The following is an 18,944-nucleotide window of genomic DNA, read 5'->3' on the forward strand; positions in this document are numbered from 1 at the left end:
TGGGCAGCGTCCGACGGGGGCGCCTCGGGGCTGAAAACTCGGTCAGGGCGCTTCGGACCTTTCTGATGCCGTGTTCCGGACGCACTTGCGCGTCGGACTCCTGCAATCCGAGTGAAAGATTCCTGAAACGCCTTAAGGTTCCCGACCTGCCGAGGAATCCCGCCAGCCGGTGATGACCCGGTCGCCGGGCTTGAGGTCGGTCGAGAACACTTCGGTATGCGCGCCGTCGTTGCCGCCCACGGTCACGTAGACGCGGCGCGGCTCGCCTCGGGTCAGCACATAAACGCGCGGACGTCGGGGATCGGCCGAGCCTGCGGGCACAAAGTGCAGCGCCGAATTGGGCACCAGCAGCACGTTGCTGCGGACCGGCAGCTGGATCTCGGCATTGACCGGCAGGCCTGCGCGCAAGGGCGGCTGCGGCTTGTCGATCACGAACTGCGCGATGCGCTTTTCCGGCTCGCCGGGAGGATTGATGAGGATGCGGTCGAGCCGTGCTTCCTGCACCTTGTCGGGCGCATCGTCGATGCGGACATGGGCAAGCGCGCCTGCCTGCAACGGTCCGGTCGGCGTCTGTGGCAGTTGCAGATCGACGTGGAGCCTGTCGGTGCCGGTGGCGAGCGTGAACAGCGTGTCCTGCGCGGCGATATGCTGGCCGACTCGCGCGGCGCTCGTCATCAGCACGCCGTCTGTGGGCGCGCGGATCACCGCGCCTGCGAGCCGGGCCTTGTCGGACGCCAGTTGCAGTGTCGCAGCCTTGGCGCGCGCTGTGGCCGATTCACGGGCGTCGAGCGCCTGTGTTGCCTGCGTGCGGGCGGTTTCCAGTTCGTTGAACGCGGGAACGCGGCCCTGTGACTTGCGCCAGACGCTTTCGAATCGGGCCAGCCGCGCGCCGGTCTGATCGACGGCGGCCTGCGCCGAAGCCAGATCGCCCTGCGCGGCGGCCAGTTCGGCAGAGGCGATGGCAATATCGTTGCGGATCGGTTCGGCATCGAGAACGGCGAGCACGTCGCCCGCTTTGACTTGCGTATGGCCGAGCGCGGGCGTTTCCAGCACATTGCCGTCGAAGGGCGCACGCACGGTCACTTCGCCGCTGCCTTGCAGGGTGCCGCGTTCGGAGACCAGCGGCGTCAGGTCGCCACGCTCCACCGGGCTGGAGAAATAGGCCGAATCGGTGCCGACCAGGAACTTGAGCAGGAACACGCCCGCTGCCAGCACGATCAGGATCAGCATCAGAATGCTGAAGATGTGCCGTTTGGCGCGGCGCGGCGACGATCCGAGGAACGCGTCGAGAGGGCTGTGCTCGGCAGCGCCGTCTTCGTAGGCGCCGTTACCCACCTCGGTCACGCCATCCGTTTCGGTCACGCCACCCGGTTCGGTTACAGGGCCGGTCTCAGTCACAGGCCGGAGCTCCTTCGGGCAGGGCATTGTCGAGCAGGTTCAGATCGTTTCGCGACCATGTGGCGCCGCGATCGGTCCACAGCCGCGCCATGGCGGAAAGGCGCGCGGCTTCCGCGTCGATCTGACCCTCGCGCACGGCAAGGGCAGCGGCTTCCGCGACATAGAGTGCCGAGAAATCGCCCATGCCGTTGCGATAGGCGAGGCGGGCGTCGTCGACGGTGCGTTGCGCCTTGGCAAGCGCGGTCTGGAGACCGGCCTCGTCGAGTTCGGCCTTGGCGAGCGTCGCGCGTTCGTTCTGGATGGTCGCCCGTGCCGTATCGAGCGCCTGCCGGTAACGCAGCAGACCTGCCGGAGCATCGGCGGGAAGGGCGGGCGCGGCGGGATCGGAAGTGGCGGCAAAGCTCGCCTCGATATCGCTCTGCACGACCTTGCCGTGAAGCTGGTCTGCAATGCCTGCCGAGCGCAGGGCGAGCAGGTCGGGCCGGTCGCCCGCGACATTGGCGTTCGCGGCCATCGGATCGGGAGCCGATGCGGCAGTGTCGGGCGCGGTGCCAAGGCGCTTGAGAATCTCTTCCGGCGTCAGATCCGTAAGCGTCGCGAGATCGGCGACGGCACGGTCGAGCCGTCCCTGATTGAGGCCGAGTTCGGAGCGGTTCACCTCGTCCTGGCTGTCGGCCAGCGAGCCGTCGATCGCCGGGACCAGCCCGGCCTCGCGGCGGAAGCGGGCGATTTCGCCGTTGTCCTTGAACTGGTCGGCCAGCGCGCTGCGCAGCGCTTCGCGGCGCTGGAGGCGGCGGACCTCGAAATAGGCGAGCGCGATGCGTTCGGCGTAATGGCCGCGCGTATCCAGCCAGCGGTAGGCGCGGGCCGAAAGCAGCAGCGGGTCGGCTTGCGTGGGTTTCTCGCCGACCAGCTTTGCCAGCCGGTTGCCGATGTGCCCCTCGCGATCCTGCTGGCTCTTCTCGAACGCGCGCACGGCCTGTGCGCCGCAGCCGAGTTCGCTGGCGTTGTAGAGCCCCTGGTCGATCAGCGCAGCGAGGATCGGATCGCCCGCATCCTTCCACCACGGGGTCCGTTCGGGCCTGTGGCCGATCACCACGATCCCGTCGGAGAGCTGGTGCGCACGCGTCTCGGGCGCGCTTGTCGGCTGCACCGTAGTGCATCCCGCAGCTGCGATAACCATGACCAGAGAAGCAAATTTTCGCATTTCGCCCGGATTGCGAGAGTGTCGAGTAAGGCTCCCGATAGCATCTGGAACGCGTGTGGCAATCATGCTGCGCCTGCGAATGGGGCGATTGCGGATCGATTCATCGTGCAGGAGCCTCGTCCCATCCCCGGAATCGCCTGTGAATTTTCAGGGGGAGCCAAACGGAACTTTTGCGTGTATGGGGGCCATTCCGCACAAGCGAGCCATGGGTCGAGGGTCGAGCCGGCTTCGGCGCGGATTTCAGGCTCCCCAATGTGGAGCGTCCCAGAGAGATACATGACGTTTTCCCAGATTCCCGCCGTTATCGGCGCATCCCTGCAGGCGCAGGGCTACAACCAGCTTACCCCCGTCCAGTCCGCGGTAATCGAGGACGAGGCCAAGGGTCGTGACCTCCTCGTCTCCGCGCAGACCGGTTCGGGCAAGACCGTTGCCTTCGGTCTTGCGATGGCGGAACAACTGCTGGAGGGCGATGCCGTTCCCACACCCGCGTCGCCGCTGGCGCTGGTGATCGCGCCGACGCGCGAATTGGCCCTGCAGGTAAGCCGCGAGCTGACATGGCTTTATGCCCAGACCGGCGCGCGTATCGTGACGTGCGTCGGCGGTATGAACCCTTCCGCCGAACGCCGCGAGCTTGAGCGCGGGGCGACTGTCGTGGTCGGAACGCCCGGCCGTCTTCGCGACCATCTGGAGCGCGGCGCGCTGCATCTGTCGCGCCTGCGCGTGGCGGTGCTCGACGAAGCCGACGAGATGCTCGACATGGGCTTCCGCGAGGATCTGGAAGAGATTCTCGATGCGACCCCCGCCGAGCGCCGCTCGCTGATGTTCTCGGCGACGATGCCCGCACCGATCGCGGCGCTGGCCCGCCAGTATCAGACCGATTCGCTGCGCATCTCGACGATGAGCGAGAGCCGCGGCCATGGCGATATCGAATACAAGGCGATCACGGTCGCCCCGGCCGATATCGAGCATGCCGTGATCAACCTGCTGCGCCTGCACGAGGCACAGACGGCGATCCTGTTCTGCGCCACGCGCGACAATGTGAAGCACCTCCATGCCTCGCTGATGGAGCGTGGCTTCTCCGCCGTCGCCCTGTCGGGCGAGCACTCGCAGAGCGAGCGCAACAATGCGTTGCAGGCCCTTCGCGATCAGCGCGCCCGCGTTTGTGTTGCCACCGACGTTGCCGCGCGCGGCATCGATCTGCCCTCGCTCAGCCTCGTCGTCCATGTCGAGATTCCGCGGGACGCCGAAACGCTTCAGCATCGCTCGGGCCGTACCGGTCGTGCGGGCAAGAAGGGCACCGCCGTTCTGATCGTGCCTTATCCGCGCCGTCGCCGTGTCGAATCGATGCTGCGTGGTGCGCGTATCCAGGCCGAGTGGGGCGAAGCGCCGGGCCCGGAGGAAATTCACGCCGCCGACCGTACTCGCCTGCTGGAAAAGCTGTTGCTTCCGGTCGAAGCCGAGGACGAGGACCGCGCGATCGCGCAGGAACTGCTCGAAAAGGTCTCGGCCGAGGATCTCGCACTGGCACTGGTGCGCACGCACCGCGCCGCGATGCCCGCGCCCGAGGAACTGATCGGCAACAGCCCGCAGGCCAAGCAGCAGCGCGAGCGTCCCGGTTTCGAGGACGTGGTGTGGTTCTCGATGGACGTGGGGCGCAACCAGCGCGCCGATCCGCGCTGGCTTCTGCCGTTGCTGTGCCGTCGCGGCCATATCACCCGCAATGCGGTGGGTGCGATCCGGATCTCGGCCAAGCAGACGCATTTCCAGATCCCGCGCGATCAGGCCGAGCAGTTCGAGCGTGCGGTCGCCAGAACGGCCAGCGGAAACGACGAGTTCGAGAGCACTATCGTGATCGAGCGCGCCGCCGAAACGCCGCGCGAGGCCGCGCGGGAGAACCGTCGCGAAGGTCGCCGCGAGGGCGGCTACGAGCGAGGCGGCGATCGGGATGGCGGGCGTGAGGGCGGCAGGCCGCACTACAAGGCGCGCCCTTCGCAGGGTGGTCCGCGCGGGCCGCGTAACGGCGGCGGCGAGCGTGCTGCCGGTGGCGGCTTCAAGGGGCGTCCCAAGAAGGGCCGCTGATCGCCCGATCCGCTGACAGCGTAACAAAAAAGGGCCGCCGGACAGATCGTCCGGCGGCCCTTTTTGGTTTCCATATCGATGTATCGGGAGCCGCCGGATGACGGCCCCCGCATGTATCTTACTGGAAGTCCACCTTGATGCCGGTGAAGAACGTACGACCCATCACGTCGTAGGTCGACGGGTAGGTGTTCGACTGCTCCTGGTTGTCGCCCAGGATCGGCGGCTTCTTGTTGAACATGTTGTTCATGCCGATGGTCCAGGTGAACATGTGGTTCACGTCGATCTGGGCCGTACCGTCGAAGTAGTCGTAGGCCTTGATGTGCTCGACGCTGTAGCCGGTGGCATCGCCGTCGACCGGCGAGAGGTGGCGCCAGTTGAGCGACAGGGTCAGGCCCTCGGTCGACCAGGTTGCGCGGGTGTTCCAGCGCCACTTGGCATAGACGTTGCCGCAGGTCACACCGAACTTGCCGGCGCAGCTGTAGGCGTCGTCCGACTCGCCGTCGGGCGACAGGGTCCAGCTGATCAGGCGGGTGCCGGCAAAGTCGATGTCGAGGTTGCTCGAGTGGTCAGTGCCGAAGTTCAGCGGGATCGAGTACTTCGCTTCGAAGTCGATGCCGCTGGTCTTCACCATGCCCGCGTTGGTCAGATCGTCGATGGCGCCATCGATGTTGTAGCTGTTGCTGTTACGCGGCAGCAGCGAGCAGGCATCGGTGTTGGTCGGCGTGTAACCGTTCTCGGACGTGCCGTAGCACTGGTTGATCAGCGTCTGGGTGCCCAGCGTGGTGATGTAGTTGCTGATCTTGATGTGGTAGTAGTCCACCGTCATCGAGAAGCGCGGCAGGAAGCTCGGTTGCAGCGCGACACCCAGCGTATAGGTGTAGGCCGATTCCGCCTTCAGGCTGGTGCTGCCACCGTTGTAGCTCTCGATCTGCGAGTCGGTCTGGTAGCCCGAACCGATGGCCGAGGCCGGAACGCCCGAGGCAAGGCAGCTCGAATTGAGGTTCGAGTTGGTGAGGGCGACGGCTTCCGAGCACGGATCGACGGCTTCCTCGTAGTTCTGTGCAGCGCTCGAATAGAGGTCGTTCACCGTAGGTGCCCGCACCGCACGCGAGAACTGGCCGCGGAACGAGATGTCCTTGATCGGGGCATAGACGAGGCCAACCGAGTAGGTGCCAACACTGCCGACCGAAGTCGAGTAGTCCGAATAGCGCGCCGCACCGTTGAACGCGAGGTTATGCACGAAGGGCATGTCCGCCAGCAGCGGCACGTCCATTTCGGCGAACAGCTCCTTGACGTTGTAACCGCCCGAGATCGGCTCATTCGCGTTGAAGCCGATCACGTCACCCGATGCCAACTCTTCGTCCGGATCGTAGTTGCCGTGTTCGCTGCGGTATTCCGCACCGAAGGCAAGCCCGGCCGGACCGGCGCCGAGATCGAACAGGTTGTTGTTGGTGATCGAGGCGTTGGCGACCTTTTCGACGATCGTCGAGCGGTTGACGGTGTCGACCGAGATGAAGTCTGCCGCGGCCTGGCTGATGTTGCCTTCGCCGAACACGTTGATCGGCACGCAGCCATTGCTCTGGTCGGTGCAGACCAGATTGCCATCGGCATCCGTGGTGGTCAGCAGCGCCTGCTGCAGCTTGCTGTACGATACGTTACCATACTGCTTCTGGACCAGATGGGTGCGGGCATAGCTGCCGTAGACGTCATAGTTCCAGTTGCCGGTGATGTTGCCCTTGGCGCCGAGCAGGGCGCGATAGGCCTTGCTGTCCTGCACCTGGATGCGGTCGCCGATCTCGTTCATGCGGCGCTTCAGCTCGACAGTGGTCAGGCCGTCGCCGTCCGTATCGCCGCTGGCCAGCCAGGACTGCGCGGCCGAGCTGAGATAAGGTGAGTTGTCGGTGATCTCGAAGTCGTCGTCGACCGGAGTCGCCGCGAGCTGCGTCGTCACCTTGTTGTCGACGTACTGGGCTTCACCGTAGAGCTTCAGATGGTCGCTCACATCATAGTGCCACTGCGCAAACAGCATTTTGCGCGTCTGCGGGATCTGCAGGTAGTTCTCGCTGGCATAATTGTACGCGTCGCTCGAGCTGTAGGGCGAGATGCTGCCGTCCGTGCCGAAGATGTTGGTCGTGCCGTTGAGCACGGCGGAACCCTGCGGGGTGATGCTCGAGCCGCCGTTCATCAGGCCGCCGGCGCCGTCATCGGTCTGGGCGTTCGCGGTGTAGCTGCGGGCCGATTGCAGGATGCCGTTGCGGTGCATGTAGTCACCGTAAAGGGTGATGTTGCCGCGGCCGTCGGCGAAGTTCTTGCCGACCATCAGGTAGCCGTCGTACTGGCCGCCGTCGCCATAAGTCGTCAGGCGGTAGTTGCCGCCGGCTTCGACACCCTGGTAATCCTGCTTCGTCACGAAGTTGATGACGCCGCTGACGGCGTCCGAACCGTAGACGGCCGACTTGCCGCCGGTCACGACATCGACGCGCTCGAGCAGAGGAGCCGGGATCGTGTTGAGGTCGACGATCTGGTTGGTGTCGTACGAAACGTAGCGGTGGCCGTTGACCAGCACCAGCGTGCGCTGGGCGCCAAGGCCGCGCAGGTCTGCGGTGGCAACGCCGTCGCCCGGATTGTTCGAGCTTGCACCTTCGCCGGGCACGATCTGCGGCATCTGGGCGAGGATGTTCTCGACGTTCTGCTGGCCGGTCAGGGCGATCGTCTTGGACGACATCGTCATGATCGGAGCAGCCTGCTCCAGGTTCGGGTTGCTGAGGCGCGAACCAGTTACGACGATCGCATTGGCGTCGGAGGCGGTATCGTTGGAGGCGCCGGTATCCGGGGTGCTGGCAGCGGCCTCGGTCTGTGCCTGCGCGACGGCGGGCAGGCCCGCGATGCAGGCCGAAGCCAGCAGCAGGCACTTCATTTTCGATGTCATCAAGAACTCCCTGATTGAAACACCGCCGTGCCTGTCGCGACCCAAGGGCTGGCGGTGTGTGGGGTTCTTTTGCGCTCGGCCAAACGGTTTCGCCAAGCGGCGAACAGATTGTGACATCGTTAAATGAAAATGCCGTGACTGTCGGGCAACATATTTTGCATCGCCCTGCAATATCGCGTCATTTATCTGAAACTAGGAGGGAATACTATGGTAAAAAATGCATGTTATAGAGATTGTCGGAGTAGATTTATTTCTATATTTATTATTACTATTTTTTCAAAGTTAATTGCGCGCGCGCCGATGAATCTGTCCGAATCACGACTGTAACGCGCGGCAAGCAGACACAGTGCTGCACCGTCGGGTAATGTTTGAACTATTCCGGACGCCTTGCCTTGCGTCGCCCTGATCATGCGTTGCAACGTGATGCAGGCAAGTGCGTTGGCCGCGCGTAACTACGCGGGCCATCACGCGGCAATCTTCGACCCTGATGGCTTCGGTCGCGATGGCTTCGGTCGCGATGGCTTCGGTCGCGATGGCTTCGACCGTGATGACCGAAGGTGCGGTGCTCTTGGTCTAAGGCCGCCCGTTCAGTGCTGCCCGTCCAGCGCCATCCCTTTGCTCGGCGTGGCTCAGCCTTGCGGGCCCATCACTTCTTCCAGCGCCTCGCTTGCTTCCAGCCAGGCGATTTCGGCCTCGGCCAGTTCCTCTTCCAGCGCGTTGCGGCGGGTGCCGAGCGCCCCTGTGGCCAGGCCCTTGAGATCGCCCTTGGCCGAAGCGGGATCGATGAGTGCCGCGTCCACCGCCGCGATCTGCGTCTGAAGGCGCGCGAGGCGGGTTTCGGTCTCGGTGGCCCGCTTGCGCAGGGCTTTGAGTTCCTCGCGCGAGAGCGAGACGGTTTTCCTGGCAGGAGCGGGGGCGGGTGCTGCGGCGGCATTGGCGGCGGCGCGCTGGCTGGCGGCATCGCCCTTGGGCTGGTTGCGGCCGAGCACGAAGTCGACATAGTCGTCCATCGAGCCGTCGTAGGGCGTCGCCGTGCCGCCATCGACCAGCACCAGCCGGTCGGCGACCAGTTCCACCATGTGGCGATCGTGGCTGACGAGGATCACCGCGCCGGCAAAATCGTTGAGCGCCTGTACCAGCGCCTCGCGCGCATCGACGTCGAGGTGGTTGGTCGGCTCGTCGAGGATCAGCATGTGCGGTGCGTCGCGCGTCACGAGGGCCAGCGCAAGGCGGGCGCGCTCACCGCCCGAAAGCGTGCCGGTCTCTGCCGTCGCGCGGTTGCCGGAGAAGCCGAAGCGCCCCAGCTGCCCGCGCACCGCCGTCGTCGGCTTGCCGTCCATCGCGCGCGACATGAGTTCGAGCGGGGTGGAATCGCCGGGCAGCTCCTCCACCTGATACTGCGTGAAGTAGCCGATGCGGATCTTGGGCGAGTACGCCATCTCGCCGTCCATCGGCTCCAGCTGGCGGGCGAGCAGGCGCGCCAGCGTGGTCTTGCCGTTGCCGTTGCGGCCCAGCAGGGCGATGCGGTCTTCCGGATCGATGCGCAGGTTCAGGCGCTTGAGGATCGGCAGATCGGCCTGATAGCCCACCGATGCCAGATCCATGGTGATCAGCGGCGGGCGCAGTTCGTCCGGGCTCGGGAAGTCGAAGCTGAGCGAGCTGTCCTCGGCCATCGCCGCGATCGGCTGCATCTTGGCCAGCATCTTGGCGCGAGACTGCGCCTGTTTGGCGGTCGAGGCGCGGGCCGAGTTGCGCGCAACATAGTCCGCCAGCTTCTTGCGCTGGGCATCCTGGCTGGCGCGCGCGGCAGCGACCTGCGCGGCGCGTTCGGCGCGCAGGCGCTCGAAGCTGTCGTAGTCGCCCGGATAGAGCGAGAGCTTGCCCGCCTGCAGGTGCAGGATGTGATCGACCACGGTGTTCAGCAGATCGCGCTCGTGGCTGATGACCAGCAGCGTCTTGGGGTAGCTCTTGAGGAAGTTCTCCAGCCACAGCGTCGCTTCGAGGTCGAGGTGGTTCGAGGGCTCGTCGAGCAGCATCACGTCGGGTTCGGAGAACAGCAGCGCGGCGAGCGCCACGCGCATCTTCCAGCCGCCCGAGAAGCTGCTTAGCGGACGCGCCTGCATCTCCTCGTCGAAGCCGAGGCCGACAAGGATGCGGGCGGCGCGGGCAGGGGCGGTATAGGCGTCGATCGCGATCAGCCGCTCATAGACGTCGCCGAGGCGGTCCATGTCGGTGCAATTCTCGGACTCGGCGAGCAGCTGCGTGCGCTCTACATCGGCTTCGAGCACGGCCTCGAACGGGGTGCGGGTGCCGTCGGGCGCTTCCTGCGCAATATAGCCAAGACGTGCGCGCTTGGGCATGTCGACGCTGCCGCCGTCCGGGTCCAGTTCGCCGATGATCGTCTTGACCAGCGTGGACTTGCCCGCGCCGTTGCGGCCAATGAGGCCGATCTTGCCGCCCTGCGGCAAAGTGGCGCTTGCGCCGTCAAGGATGACGCGCCCGCCAAGGCGCACGGTGATGTCGCGGATCGTCAGCATGGCTGCGCGCCTAGCAGGCAAACGCCAAGGCCGCAAAGGGCAGCTGCGAAGAAGGTGTGCGAGTGCGAAGGAAAGGGGGGTGGATAGTGGGTTGAGTCTTCACCAACATCGTTATCCCAGCGAAAGCTGGGATCGCTCTCGATATGGCGCTTTGCTTGCGACGATCTGAGCGTTGGGCTCACTGGATTCCCGCCTTCGCGGGAATGACGAAGATTAGGGTATTTCGATCGCGTTGACGTTCATCGCCAGCTCGGCAGCCATATCCATACGTTGTAGAACTGGGTATAAGGCATCGGGAGCCCCGAGATGATCGGGAAGAACCCGACGAACATCAGCACTGCCAGCATCACGCCGCCGGGCCCTGTCCAGCGCCAGCGGTCGCGGCGCAGCGCGAGGGCTTCCAGCGCGAAGGCGAGCAGGGCCATCAGGAAGGCGCCGGGGAGCAGGTAATGGTAGTAGAACTGCACCGGCTTGCCATCGAGCGCCCACATCATCAGCGTGCCGAGATAGAGCGCGACGAAGCAGGCAACATCGCTGCGGCGGCGCCAGATCATGGCCCACAGGCTCCACACCAGCGCAAACAGCCCGGCGATCATCGAGAAGGGATTGCCCAGCATCACGATGCCGCGCGGGGCGCCGTCGATGGTCTTGAACAGATACCAGATGCCGCGCCAGTCGACGACCCACTGATACCAGTAGGTCTGGTAGGGGTGATGCTTCTTCACCGAATCCTGAAGGCGGAACATCAGTTTGTGCTGGCCCACGATGTCGAACGGGGCGAGCGTGTGCTGCGCGTAGAACATGGCGGGCAGGAAGGTCAGCCAGTAAACCACCAGCGGTACAAGGCCGAGCCAGACGAAGGCCTCGACCAGCGAAATCCCGGCGGCAGGGCCGCGTGTCTGGCTGGCGATCCCGGTGCGGCGCCTGGTGCGCGGCAGGATCGGGCCGCCATCGCGCAGACACAGGATCAGGAAGCACAGACCCGGCATCGCGAGCGCGGGCGCGCTGCTCCATTTGGCGCCGAGCGAGAGGCCCAACGCAATGCCGCAGAACACGAGGCGGCGGCGGGCAGCGCCGCGCTTCGTCTCGCGCAAGGCCCCGGCGAACTGCCACAGACCGACCATGCACAGGCTGGCCTCCACCATGTCGAGCATGGCGATGCGGCTCTGGACGAACCACATGAAGTTGGTGGCGAGCAGGATCATCGCCGCGATTGTCGCCCAGCGACGCTGGCTGGCGTGCCATACCGTGCGCCCGAACGCGAACAGGCCAAGCCCGCCGAACAGCACCATCGGGAAGCGCCAGCCGAACGGGCGGTCTCCCAGGAAATGGATTGAGGCGGCCAGCACTTCCTTGGCGAACAGCGGATGTTCGCGGTTCACGGCCACCAACTCCAGCATCTTGCGCGCGGCGGGGACGTAATGGATTTCGTCGAAATAGAACTTGCTCGGGATCGACAGGCGCCATGTCGCCAGCGCCATGAAGGCCACGGCTAGGCCCACGCACCACTCGATGGGGTCGATGTTCCTGCGGGCGGCAGAGGCCAGAGCGGAGGACGGGGCGGCGGACGAAAACGTGCGGGGCATCGCCGGGCGGGATAAGCGCGGCACGGGCGCGGCGCAAGCACCGGTAATCTCGGGTGCGTTCGGGCGCGCGACTCGCTTGCACCTGCATCTGGTGCGTCCTAGAGCGGTGCCATCATGAAACGCACCACCGGACAGGACCGAACCAAGACCGCCAACTGGCGCCCTGCAACCCGCGCGATCCGTGGGGGCACGTGGCGCAGCGAGATGGGGGAGACCAGCGAAGCGCTGTTCCTCACCTCGGGCTTCACCTATGACGATGCCGCCACCGTTGCGGCGCGCTTCGCCGGTGAAGCGGACGGCATGACCTATTCGCGCCTCCAGAACCCGACCGTGCAGATGCTCGAAGAGCGCATCGCGCTGCTCGAAGGGGCAGAGGCATGCCGCACGCAGGCATCGGGCATGGCGGCGATGACCGCCGCGCTGCTCTGCCAGTTGTCGGCGGGCGATCACATGGTCGCCGCGCGCGCTGCGTTCGGTTCGTGCCGCTGGCTGGGCGACAGCCTGCTGCCGCGCTTCGGCATCGAGGTCTCGGTGATCGACGCGACCGACACCGCCGCATGGGAAGCCGCGATCCGTCCCAACACCAAGGTCTTCTTCTTCGAGACGCCCGCCAACCCGACGATGGACATCGCCGATCTGGCCGGCATCGCCGCGATCGCCAAGGCGCACGGTATCACCACCGTGGTCGACAACGCCTTCTGCTCGCCCGCACTCCAGCGTCCGCTCGAATTCGGGATCGACGTGGTGGCTTACTCGGCCACCAAGCTGATGGACGGGCAGGGCCGCGTGCTGGCCGGTGCCGTGTGCGGTTCGGAAGAGTTCATCAACGAGAAGCTGCTGCCGTTCCAGCGCAACACCGGGCCTAACCTTTCGCCGTTCAACGCGTGGGTCGTGCTCAAGGGCCTCGAAACGCTGGACCTGCGCGCCAAGCGCCAGAGCGAGAATGCGCTCAAGCTGGGCCAGTTCGTGGCAGGCCGCGTGCCCAAGATCCTGCACCCCTGGCTCGACAGCCACCCGTCGCAGGCACTTGCCATGAAGCAGATGGACGCCTGCGGCCCGATCTTCTCGTTCGAGGTCAACGGTCGCGAACAGGCGCATGCGTTGCTGGACGCGCTCGAACTGATCGACATCTCGAACAACATCGGCGATTCGCGCTCGCTGATGTGCCACCCGGCCTCTTCCACCCATGCCAACATGGGTGAGGACGCACGCGTGGAAATGGGCATCAATCAGGGCATGCTGCGTATCAACGTGGGCCTTGAAGACGTGGACGACCTGATCGCCGACATGGATCAGGCTCTCACACGAGCCGGGCTCTGACAGGGACCGCGGCGCTGACAGAGGCGGACACCTCCGGCCCCGGCGCCGCCGCCTTTCTGGCGGCGATCGTGCAGTCGAGCGACAATGCCATCGTCGGCAAGTCGCTCGACGGGACGATCCTCTCGTGGAACGATTCGGCCACGCGCATCTTCGGCTGGAGCGCCGCCGAGATCATCGGGCGCAATATCCGCACGCTGATCCCGCTCGACCGGCAGGCCGAGGAAGATGCGATCATCGCCAGCATCTCGAGCGGGAGCCGCGTGCCGCCGTTCGAGACGGTCCGTCTGCGCAAGGATGGCAGCGAAGTGCTGGTGGATGTCACCGTCTCTCCGGTGCTCGATGCCGAGGGCAGGGTGGTCGCCGCCAGCAAGATCGCACGCGACATCACCGCGCAGAAGCAGATGATCACGCAGCTTGCCGAAAGCGAGGCACGGTTGCGGCTGCTGGCCGACAATATGTCGCAGCTGGCGTGGATCGCCGAGCCGCGCGGGTCGATCATCTGGTTCAACCGGCGCTGGTTCGACTACACGGGTGCCGCACTGGAGGACATGCGCAACTGGCAGTGGCGCTCGTACCACCACCCGATCACCTGCATCGGGTCGTGCGCCACTTCAGCCACTGCATCGATACCGGGCAGGACTGGGAGGACACCTTCCCCTTGCGCGCCGCAGATGGCTCCTACCGCTGGTTCCTCTCGCGCGCGAAGGCGATCCGCGATTCGGGTGGGCGGATCGTGCGCTGGTTCGGCACCAACACCGACGTCACCGAGATGCGCGATGCCGAACAGCGCATCGCCCTGCTGCTCGATGAAGTGAACCACCGCTCGAAAAACATGCTGGCGGTGATCCTTTCCATCGCGAGGCGCACGGATTCGGGACATCCCGATTTCGTGAAGCGGCTGGAGCAGCGCATCCGGGGGCTCGCGGCAAATCAGGACCTTCTCGTCAGCCGGTCATGGTCCAACGTGCCGCTGATCGACATGATCGAGGCGCAGCTGGGCAATATCGGAGAGGTCAGTCGGCAAGTGCGTATGGCCGGGCCGCCGGTCTCGCTTTCGCCTGCCGCCGCCGAATCGCTGGCCATGGCGATGCACGAGATGGCGACCAATTCGCTCAAGTACGGCGCGCTCTCGGTCGCGGCAGGCTGGATCGATATCGTCTGGTCGCTGTCGGGAGAGCAGGAGGCACCGCGTTTTGAGCTGTCGTGGTGCGAAAGCGACGGGCCGCCGGTGACGCCGCCGGTGCGCACCGGCTTCGGTACGCGCATCACCATAGACGTGCCGCGTTCTCGCCTGAATGCAGTGGTCGAGACGCGCTATCCGCCCGAGGGTTTCGTGTGGACGCTGGCCTGCGATCCCGCCGATCTGGGGTGACGCGGCCACGCCCGTTTGAGAAATCGCGAAGAAGCGATTTCAGAAGCGGCACCGGCCCCGGTTGTCGCCCGGCAAATCAGTCGCTAGTCTCGATCGGACCATGAAGGAGCTGTTCCAGCATTCCGCCATTACCCATGGCGTGACCGTTCGCGTGGCCGTGAACTTCCTGCCCGAGCAATCTCGGATCGAGGCGGGCAAGTGGTTCTGGGTCTATCACATTCGCATTGAGAACAGGTCGGACGAGGTGCTCCAGCTGACCACCCGGCACTGGCGCATCACCGACGGCACGGGCGAGGTCAGCCTCGTCGATGGCGAGGGCGTGGTGGGCGAGCAGCCGGTGCTCGCGCCCGGCGCCAGCCACGATTACGTGTCGGGCTGTCCGCTGCCCACGCCGCAGGGCTCGATGGAAGGGCACTACATGCTGCGCCGCGCGGACGGCAGCGAGATCGCCATTGCCATCCCGTACTTCCCGCTCGCCGCGCCTGCGACAGCGGGCTGATTTCGCCGGGCACGTCAGCCATTGCCGACAGGCGCGTCAGGCCATAGGGATGCGGCATGAAGCGCACGCACCTGCCTCTCAACGCCCTGCGCGTTTTCGATGCCGCCGCCCGGCACCTCTCGTTCACCCGCGCGGCGGACGAACTGGCGGTGACGCCTGCTGCCGTCGGCCAGCAGATTCGCGCGCTCGAGGACCTGCTGGGCGTCGTGCTGTTCCGCCGCACCAGCAAGGGCCTGGAACTGACCGACGAGGCCTCCAGCGGCCTTGCCCCGCTGCGCAGCGGTTTCCTCCAGTTCGAGGAAGCGGTGCAGGCGATGCAGGCGGGCCAGTCCAGCCATGTCCTGACGATTGCCGCCCCGCGCGAGTTCCTCGGTGCCTGGCTCGCGCCGCGACTGGCCGCGTTCCGCGCGGAGAACCCGCAGGTCCGCTTCGTGATCGTCGACGGCGCGGCGAATGATTTCACCGAGGCGAACCTCGACCTTGCCGTGCGCTGGACCGAAGGGCCGGGCGACCTTGAAGGCGTAGCCCTCGGCGCGCCCGAATGGACCGAACTGGGCGAGGGCGAGCGCATCGTCTGGCCGGGCGATCCTGACGAGACGGGCGAAGGCTTGGGAGACAGCGCCGCCGCCATCGCGGTTGGCGATGCCGGACAGGCGCTGGCGATGGCCCGCGCCGGGCTCGGCAAGGCCCGCGTCCCCTCGCTGCTGCTGCCCGATGGCGAAGGCGGGACGCCCGAAGCCTGCCGCCGGGGCTACTGGCTGGTCGCCCCCGTACCGCAATGGCGCCAGAAGAAAGTCCGCGCGCTGGTGGCGGCCCTCACCGAGAGGTGATGCTGGGCTGAGCTTGAGAGTACGCGCATTGTACTCCCTAGGCGCAGAATTTTTTCAAATCTCTTCATTATTTCTCTAATGACGGCGAAATATTGTCCTTTTACGTTGTCGACATAGCGCGTGCGACTTATAGTTGCTTTATGCGCTTTGTTATCGCTCTTTTTGTTTTGGCGGCTTTTTGTTTATCGCCTGTGCGCGCGCAGGTGGGTGCCTTGCAAACGGATTGTGATCTGGGCGGCCTTCAGCCAGATGGCAGCTATCAATTCATTGCTACGTGTGCAGGGGAAGCGCGCTCGCCTGATGGGCGGATTGCAATTGTCCAAAAGGCCTATGACGACGAACAGCCTCCAATCGAGGTGCATGACGTGCATGGCAAAGTGTCCCAAACGCTTCGCGTCCTGAGTGATGATATGCCGTTTTCGGTATCTTGGGCGCCGAATTCACGATGGTTCTTTGTTAACCATCACGTCGGTTCTTTCATGGATACGTTACAAGTTTTTGAGATCGTCAATTCCACCGTTGTGGAGCGGCCTGCGCTTGGCAGGGCTGTCGTGAAAATCGCAACAACGCGCTATCCATGCCTTCCGCCTCGAATGGTTTTGCCTAATGGCGTGCGCTGGAGCAGCGACAGCGAACACCTCGTGATGGTTACGATTAGCGCTCCTTACGCCTGTGCGGAATTTGCGAAGCATCCCGGCAGCTTCCATTCCTTATGGATGATTGGCGATGTTAGAGATGGCCATGTCGATCTATCTTCTGTTCGCGTCCAGTCCGATGATCGACCATTCGTTATGCCCAAAGATGGTCCATATCGAGGTTTCGCGGAGCGGAATTAAGTTTCTCTACGAGCAGATTGAATTTCACACTCGCCCCGGATCGAGTGCCGAGCGGGACAGGTCGGGGGTGGGCATTGCGGTGCTGGGGCGTTCGAGGATCGGAGCGGGGTAGATCATGGGCTCGGGCGTGAGGTGCGAGGCGAACAGGCGGCGCACGGCGTCGTGGGCCATCGTGCGCCAGGGGATATGGACCGAGGTGAGGGCAGGCGAGAGGCGCGCGGCGATCGGCATGTCGTCGAACCCGGCGACGGCGAGCGTGGCGGGCACGGCGATGCGCGCCTCCGTGGCGGCAGCGAGGACGCCTGCGGCCATCATGTCTGACGTGCTCAGGATCGCGCTGGGCAGGGGCTGACCTGAAACAGCAGGCGCGCGGCCTCCTGTCCTGATGCGAAGCTGTCATCCCCCGGCACGATCAGCGAAGGGCCGCGATCGAGGCCGTGCTCGGCCAGCATGTCGAGATACCCCATTTCGCGCAGGCGTGCAGAGGGTGAGAGATCGGCGCCGCTCACCAGTGCGATGCGGGTATGTCCGCGCGCGATCAGCGCCGCCACCAGCGCGGCCATCGCCGAGCGCTCGTCGCAGCCCATGGCATGGTCGCCCTCGATCGGGCCGAGCCGCAGCGCCGTAACCCCTGCCTCTGCGCAGAGATCGCCCAGCGCATCGTCGTAGGAGAGCGGCGGGGCGATCACCACGGCGGCAGGGCGATGGTCGGCGAGAAAGCGCGGCACGGCGCCGTGCCCCAGGCCCGCCAGCACAGGCTGCACCAGCAACGCGACGCCGCTTCCCGCCATGGCTTCGAGCAGTCCGGCCTCGATCAGCCCGGCCACCGGCATATTGGTGCCATCGTGAAGCAGGGCGATCTGAACGCCCGTTCGTTCACTGGTCGGTTCACCAGTACCCCCGCTGGCGCCAGCCTCTACGCTTGAGCCTTCAAGAAAACGCGCGAACTTCATTGTGTATGGGGATGGGACTTCCGGCGGATGCGGCCAAGCCGAGATAGCGCCGTTTCGGAGAGATACCCGGCGGTCTCGCGGAGCAATCGCGCGATTGCGTGCGCGGGGCATCGGGACTAAGGCTCGCGGTTCTTCGGTCGGCTCTGTCGGCTATGCGGCAGTGACACGGACCTTGATGCAACACGCCCCCTCGCGACGCCACTATGGCATGGACTGGCTGCGGGTCGGTGCGTTCGCGCTGCTGATCTTCTACCATGTCGGCTTCGGTTTCACGCCCTGGGGATACCAGACGGCGGGGCGCGGCGTGATCTGGTGGGCGGAAATCCCGCTGCTGGCGCTCAGTCCCTGGCGGCTGTCGCTGCTGTTCGCGATCTCCGGCTATGCCAGCGCGGCGCTGTTCGTGAAGCAGGGCACGTTTGCCACCAGAGGGGGAGGGGCGATGTCACCGGCGGGTTCCTGAAAAGCCGCCTCAAGCGTCTGGGCATTCCGCTGCTGTTCGGCCTGATCGTGGTGGTGCCGCCGCAGCCGTTTCTGGGGCTGGTCCATAGCGGTTATACCCACGGCTACGGCTACTTCATGCTCCACGACGCCTTCAGCTTCCGGCGCGTGGGCGGCGAGAACTTGCCTGCCGACATGCACTTGTGGTTCGTGATCTACCTGCTGGCCTATACGCTGGCGCTCTGCGCGCTGTCGCTGCTGCCCACGCGCTGGCTGGCAGCGATGCTGCGCGGCACCGAGACGCTGCTGGCAGGGCCAGGCTTGCTGCCGCTGGGCACCCTTATCGTCTTTGCGATCCGCATGTTGCCGGGCGACTGGACCGATACGCACCATTTCCTGAACGACCCCAATGCGCACCTGCACTATGGGCTGATGTTCCTGTTCGGCATTGCGCTGCGCCGTTCCGAACTGCTGCGTCTGGCGATCGCGAAGCAGTGGCCTGCCGCTCTGGTAGCGGGCCTCGTCGGCTATGCTGCCGTAGCGTTGGATGCGTGCTTCTACCCCGGCAACGTGCCGACCCCGCCGTTCTGGCAGGTGCCGGTGATCTTCGCCAAGGCGGTGCAGAGTTGGGGCATCATGATCGCGCTGTTCGGGATCGCCGATCGCTTCTGGAACGTGGACGGCAGCTGGCGCGCGACGCTCGCCGAGGCGGTGTTCCCGTTCTACATCATCCACCAGACGGTGCAGGTGGCGGTGGAATACTGGCTGATGAAGCAGAGCTTTTCGGCTCTGACCGAGTTCCTGATCCTGATCGCGGCGACCGTGGTGGGATGCTGGAGCTTCTACCTGATCGGTCGCGAAATCGGCCCGCTGCGTCCGCTGATCGGACTCAATCGACACCGCCGGGCAAAACCGGCGATGGTGGAAGTGGCGGCGCCCGTTTTACACTGAGGCGCCGCG

The 18,944-nt window shown here is 65.1% G+C and carries 15 protein-coding genes and 1 pseudogene; 9 read left to right on the top strand and 7 right to left on the bottom strand.

The genetic code is table 11. The annotated features are described in order from the left end of the window. Window positions 1-132 precede the first annotated feature (132 nt). Window positions 133-1,398, bottom strand: coding sequence for an efflux RND transporter periplasmic adaptor subunit (locus CI805_RS08615; RefSeq protein WP_260921916.1), 1,266 nt, complete (start codon window positions 1,396-1,398; stop codon window positions 133-135). Continuing rightward, window positions 1,391-2,551: a TolC family protein gene (locus tag CI805_RS08620; RefSeq protein WP_260921917.1), complete on the bottom strand. Its 1,161-nt coding sequence runs from the start codon at window positions 2,549-2,551 to the stop codon at window positions 1,391-1,393. The genes CI805_RS08615 and CI805_RS08620 overlap by 8 nt, the downstream gene beginning before the upstream one ends. Window positions 2,552-2,881: 330 nt before the next feature. On the opposite strand from CI805_RS08620, the gene CI805_RS08625 reads away from it, so the two are divergent. Then, on the top strand, window positions 2,882-4,684 hold the full coding sequence (locus tag CI805_RS08625; RefSeq protein ID WP_260921919.1) for a DEAD/DEAH box helicase: 1,803 nt from the start codon (window positions 2,882-2,884) through the stop codon (window positions 4,682-4,684). A 118-nt stretch (window positions 4,685-4,802) separates the two neighbouring features. Here CI805_RS08625 and CI805_RS08630 read toward each other — a convergent pair whose 3' ends face one another. The 3 genes from CI805_RS08630 to CI805_RS08640 all read right to left on the bottom strand — a co-directional run bounded on the left by CI805_RS08630 (window position 4,803) and on the right by CI805_RS08640 (window position 11,736). Next, window positions 4,803-7,613: a TonB-dependent receptor domain-containing protein gene (locus tag CI805_RS08630; RefSeq protein WP_260921921.1), complete on the bottom strand. Its 2,811-nt coding sequence runs from the start codon at window positions 7,611-7,613 to the stop codon at window positions 4,803-4,805. 629 nt (window positions 7,614-8,242) lie between these two features. Further along, complete coding sequence (locus CI805_RS08635; RefSeq protein WP_260921945.1) at window positions 8,243-10,150, bottom strand: ABC-F family ATP-binding cassette domain-containing protein; 1,908 nt, start codon at window positions 10,148-10,150, stop codon at window positions 8,243-8,245. A gap of 239 nt (window positions 10,151-10,389) precedes the next feature. Continuing rightward, on the bottom strand, window positions 10,390-11,736 hold the full coding sequence (locus CI805_RS08640; RefSeq protein ID WP_260921955.1) for a phospholipid carrier-dependent glycosyltransferase: 1,347 nt from the start codon (window positions 11,734-11,736) through the stop codon (window positions 10,390-10,392). 114 nt (window positions 11,737-11,850) lie between these two features. On the opposite strand from CI805_RS08640, the gene CI805_RS08645 reads away from it, so the two are divergent. The 6 genes and pseudogenes from CI805_RS08645 (at window position 11,851) to CI805_RS08670 (ending at window position 16,593) form a co-directional block, all read left to right on the top strand. Next, window positions 11,851-13,056 carry a trans-sulfuration enzyme family protein gene (locus CI805_RS08645; RefSeq protein ID WP_260921956.1) on the top strand — a complete coding sequence of 402 codons (1,206 nt, stop codon included), beginning with the start codon at window positions 11,851-11,853 and terminating at the stop codon, window positions 13,054-13,056. A gap of 68 nt (window positions 13,057-13,124) precedes the next feature. After that, a pseudogene (locus CI805_RS21105) lies at window positions 13,125-13,568 on the top strand (PAS domain-containing protein); the annotation flags it as partial. 89 nt (window positions 13,569-13,657) lie between these two features. Then, a complete protein-coding gene (locus CI805_RS08655; protein ID WP_260921966.1) occupies window positions 13,658-14,428 on the top strand; it encodes a sensor histidine kinase in 771 nt (256 codons plus the stop codon). Window positions 14,429-14,528: 100 nt separating this feature from the next. After that, window positions 14,529-14,927 (top strand): Co2+/Mg2+ efflux protein ApaG, encoded by a 399-nt coding sequence (gene apaG / locus CI805_RS08660; protein WP_260921975.1) that lies wholly within the window; start codon window positions 14,529-14,531, stop codon window positions 14,925-14,927. A gap of 56 nt (window positions 14,928-14,983) precedes the next feature. Beyond that, the gene (locus CI805_RS08665; protein WP_260921986.1) at window positions 14,984-15,757 is read left to right on the top strand and encodes a LysR family transcriptional regulator; all 774 of its coding nucleotides are present in this window, start codon (window positions 14,984-14,986) and stop codon (window positions 15,755-15,757) included. A 140-nt stretch (window positions 15,758-15,897) separates the two neighbouring features. After that, a complete protein-coding gene (locus CI805_RS08670; RefSeq protein ID WP_260921989.1) occupies window positions 15,898-16,593 on the top strand; it encodes a hypothetical protein in 696 nt (231 codons plus the stop codon). A 24-nt stretch (window positions 16,594-16,617) separates the two neighbouring features. Here CI805_RS08670 and CI805_RS08675 read toward each other — a convergent pair whose 3' ends face one another. Both CI805_RS08675 and CI805_RS08680 read right to left on the bottom strand, forming a co-directional pair. Then, window positions 16,618-16,908, bottom strand: coding sequence for a substrate-binding domain-containing protein (locus CI805_RS08675; protein ID WP_260921992.1), 291 nt, complete (start codon window positions 16,906-16,908; stop codon window positions 16,618-16,620). A gap of 11 nt (window positions 16,909-16,919) precedes the next feature. Beyond that, complete coding sequence (locus CI805_RS08680; protein ID WP_260921995.1) at window positions 16,920-17,546, bottom strand: substrate-binding domain-containing protein; 627 nt, start codon at window positions 17,544-17,546, stop codon at window positions 16,920-16,922. 208 nt (window positions 17,547-17,754) lie between these two features. Here CI805_RS08680 and CI805_RS08685 point away from each other — a divergent pair, with 208 nt between their 5' ends. Both CI805_RS08685 and CI805_RS08690 read left to right on the top strand, forming a co-directional pair. Next, complete coding sequence (locus CI805_RS08685) at window positions 17,755-18,006, top strand: hypothetical protein (protein WP_260922012.1); 252 nt, start codon at window positions 17,755-17,757, stop codon at window positions 18,004-18,006. Further along, the gene (locus CI805_RS08690; protein WP_409934948.1) at window positions 18,003-18,935 is read left to right on the top strand and encodes an acyltransferase family protein; all 933 of its coding nucleotides are present in this window, start codon (window positions 18,003-18,005) and stop codon (window positions 18,933-18,935) included. The genes CI805_RS08685 and CI805_RS08690 overlap by 4 nt, the downstream gene beginning before the upstream one ends. Window positions 18,936-18,944: the final 9 nt, after the last annotated feature.

Source organism: Novosphingobium sp. 9 (genome assembly GCF_025340265.1).
Taxonomy (GTDB): domain Bacteria; phylum Pseudomonadota; class Alphaproteobacteria; order Sphingomonadales; family Sphingomonadaceae; genus Novosphingobium.

What these genes read in the sequence shown, in the direction of transcription:
- CI805_RS08680 (WP_260921995.1), bottom strand. Translation starts at nt 17,546, where the DNA reads ATGAAGTTCGCGCGTTTTCTTGAAGGCTCAAGCGTAGAGGCTGGCGCC.
- CI805_RS08685 (WP_260922012.1), top strand. Translation starts at nt 17,755, where the DNA reads ATGGACTGGCTGCGGGTCGGTGCGTTCGCGCTGCTGATCTTCTACCAT.
- CI805_RS08640 (WP_260921955.1), bottom strand. Translation starts at nt 11,736, where the DNA reads ATGCCCCGCACGTTTTCGTCCGCCGCCCCGTCCTCCGCTCTGGCCTCT.
- CI805_RS08625 (WP_260921919.1), top strand. Translation starts at nt 2,882, where the DNA reads ATGACGTTTTCCCAGATTCCCGCCGTTATCGGCGCATCCCTGCAGGCG.
- apaG (WP_260921975.1), top strand. Translation starts at nt 14,529, where the DNA reads ATGAAGGAGCTGTTCCAGCATTCCGCCATTACCCATGGCGTGACCGTT.
- CI805_RS08635 (WP_260921945.1), bottom strand. Translation starts at nt 10,150, where the DNA reads ATGCTGACGATCCGCGACATCACCGTGCGCCTTGGCGGGCGCGTCATC.
- CI805_RS08670 (WP_260921989.1), top strand. Translation starts at nt 15,898, where the DNA reads ATGCGCTTTGTTATCGCTCTTTTTGTTTTGGCGGCTTTTTGTTTATCG.
- CI805_RS08645 (WP_260921956.1), top strand. Translation starts at nt 11,851, where the DNA reads ATGAAACGCACCACCGGACAGGACCGAACCAAGACCGCCAACTGGCGC.
- CI805_RS08675 (WP_260921992.1), bottom strand. Translation starts at nt 16,908, where the DNA reads ATGATGGCCGCAGGCGTCCTCGCTGCCGCCACGGAGGCGCGCATCGCC.
- CI805_RS08665 (WP_260921986.1), top strand. Translation starts at nt 14,984, where the DNA reads ATGAAGCGCACGCACCTGCCTCTCAACGCCCTGCGCGTTTTCGATGCC.
- CI805_RS08630 (WP_260921921.1), bottom strand. Translation starts at nt 7,613, where the DNA reads ATGACATCGAAAATGAAGTGCCTGCTGCTGGCTTCGGCCTGCATCGCG.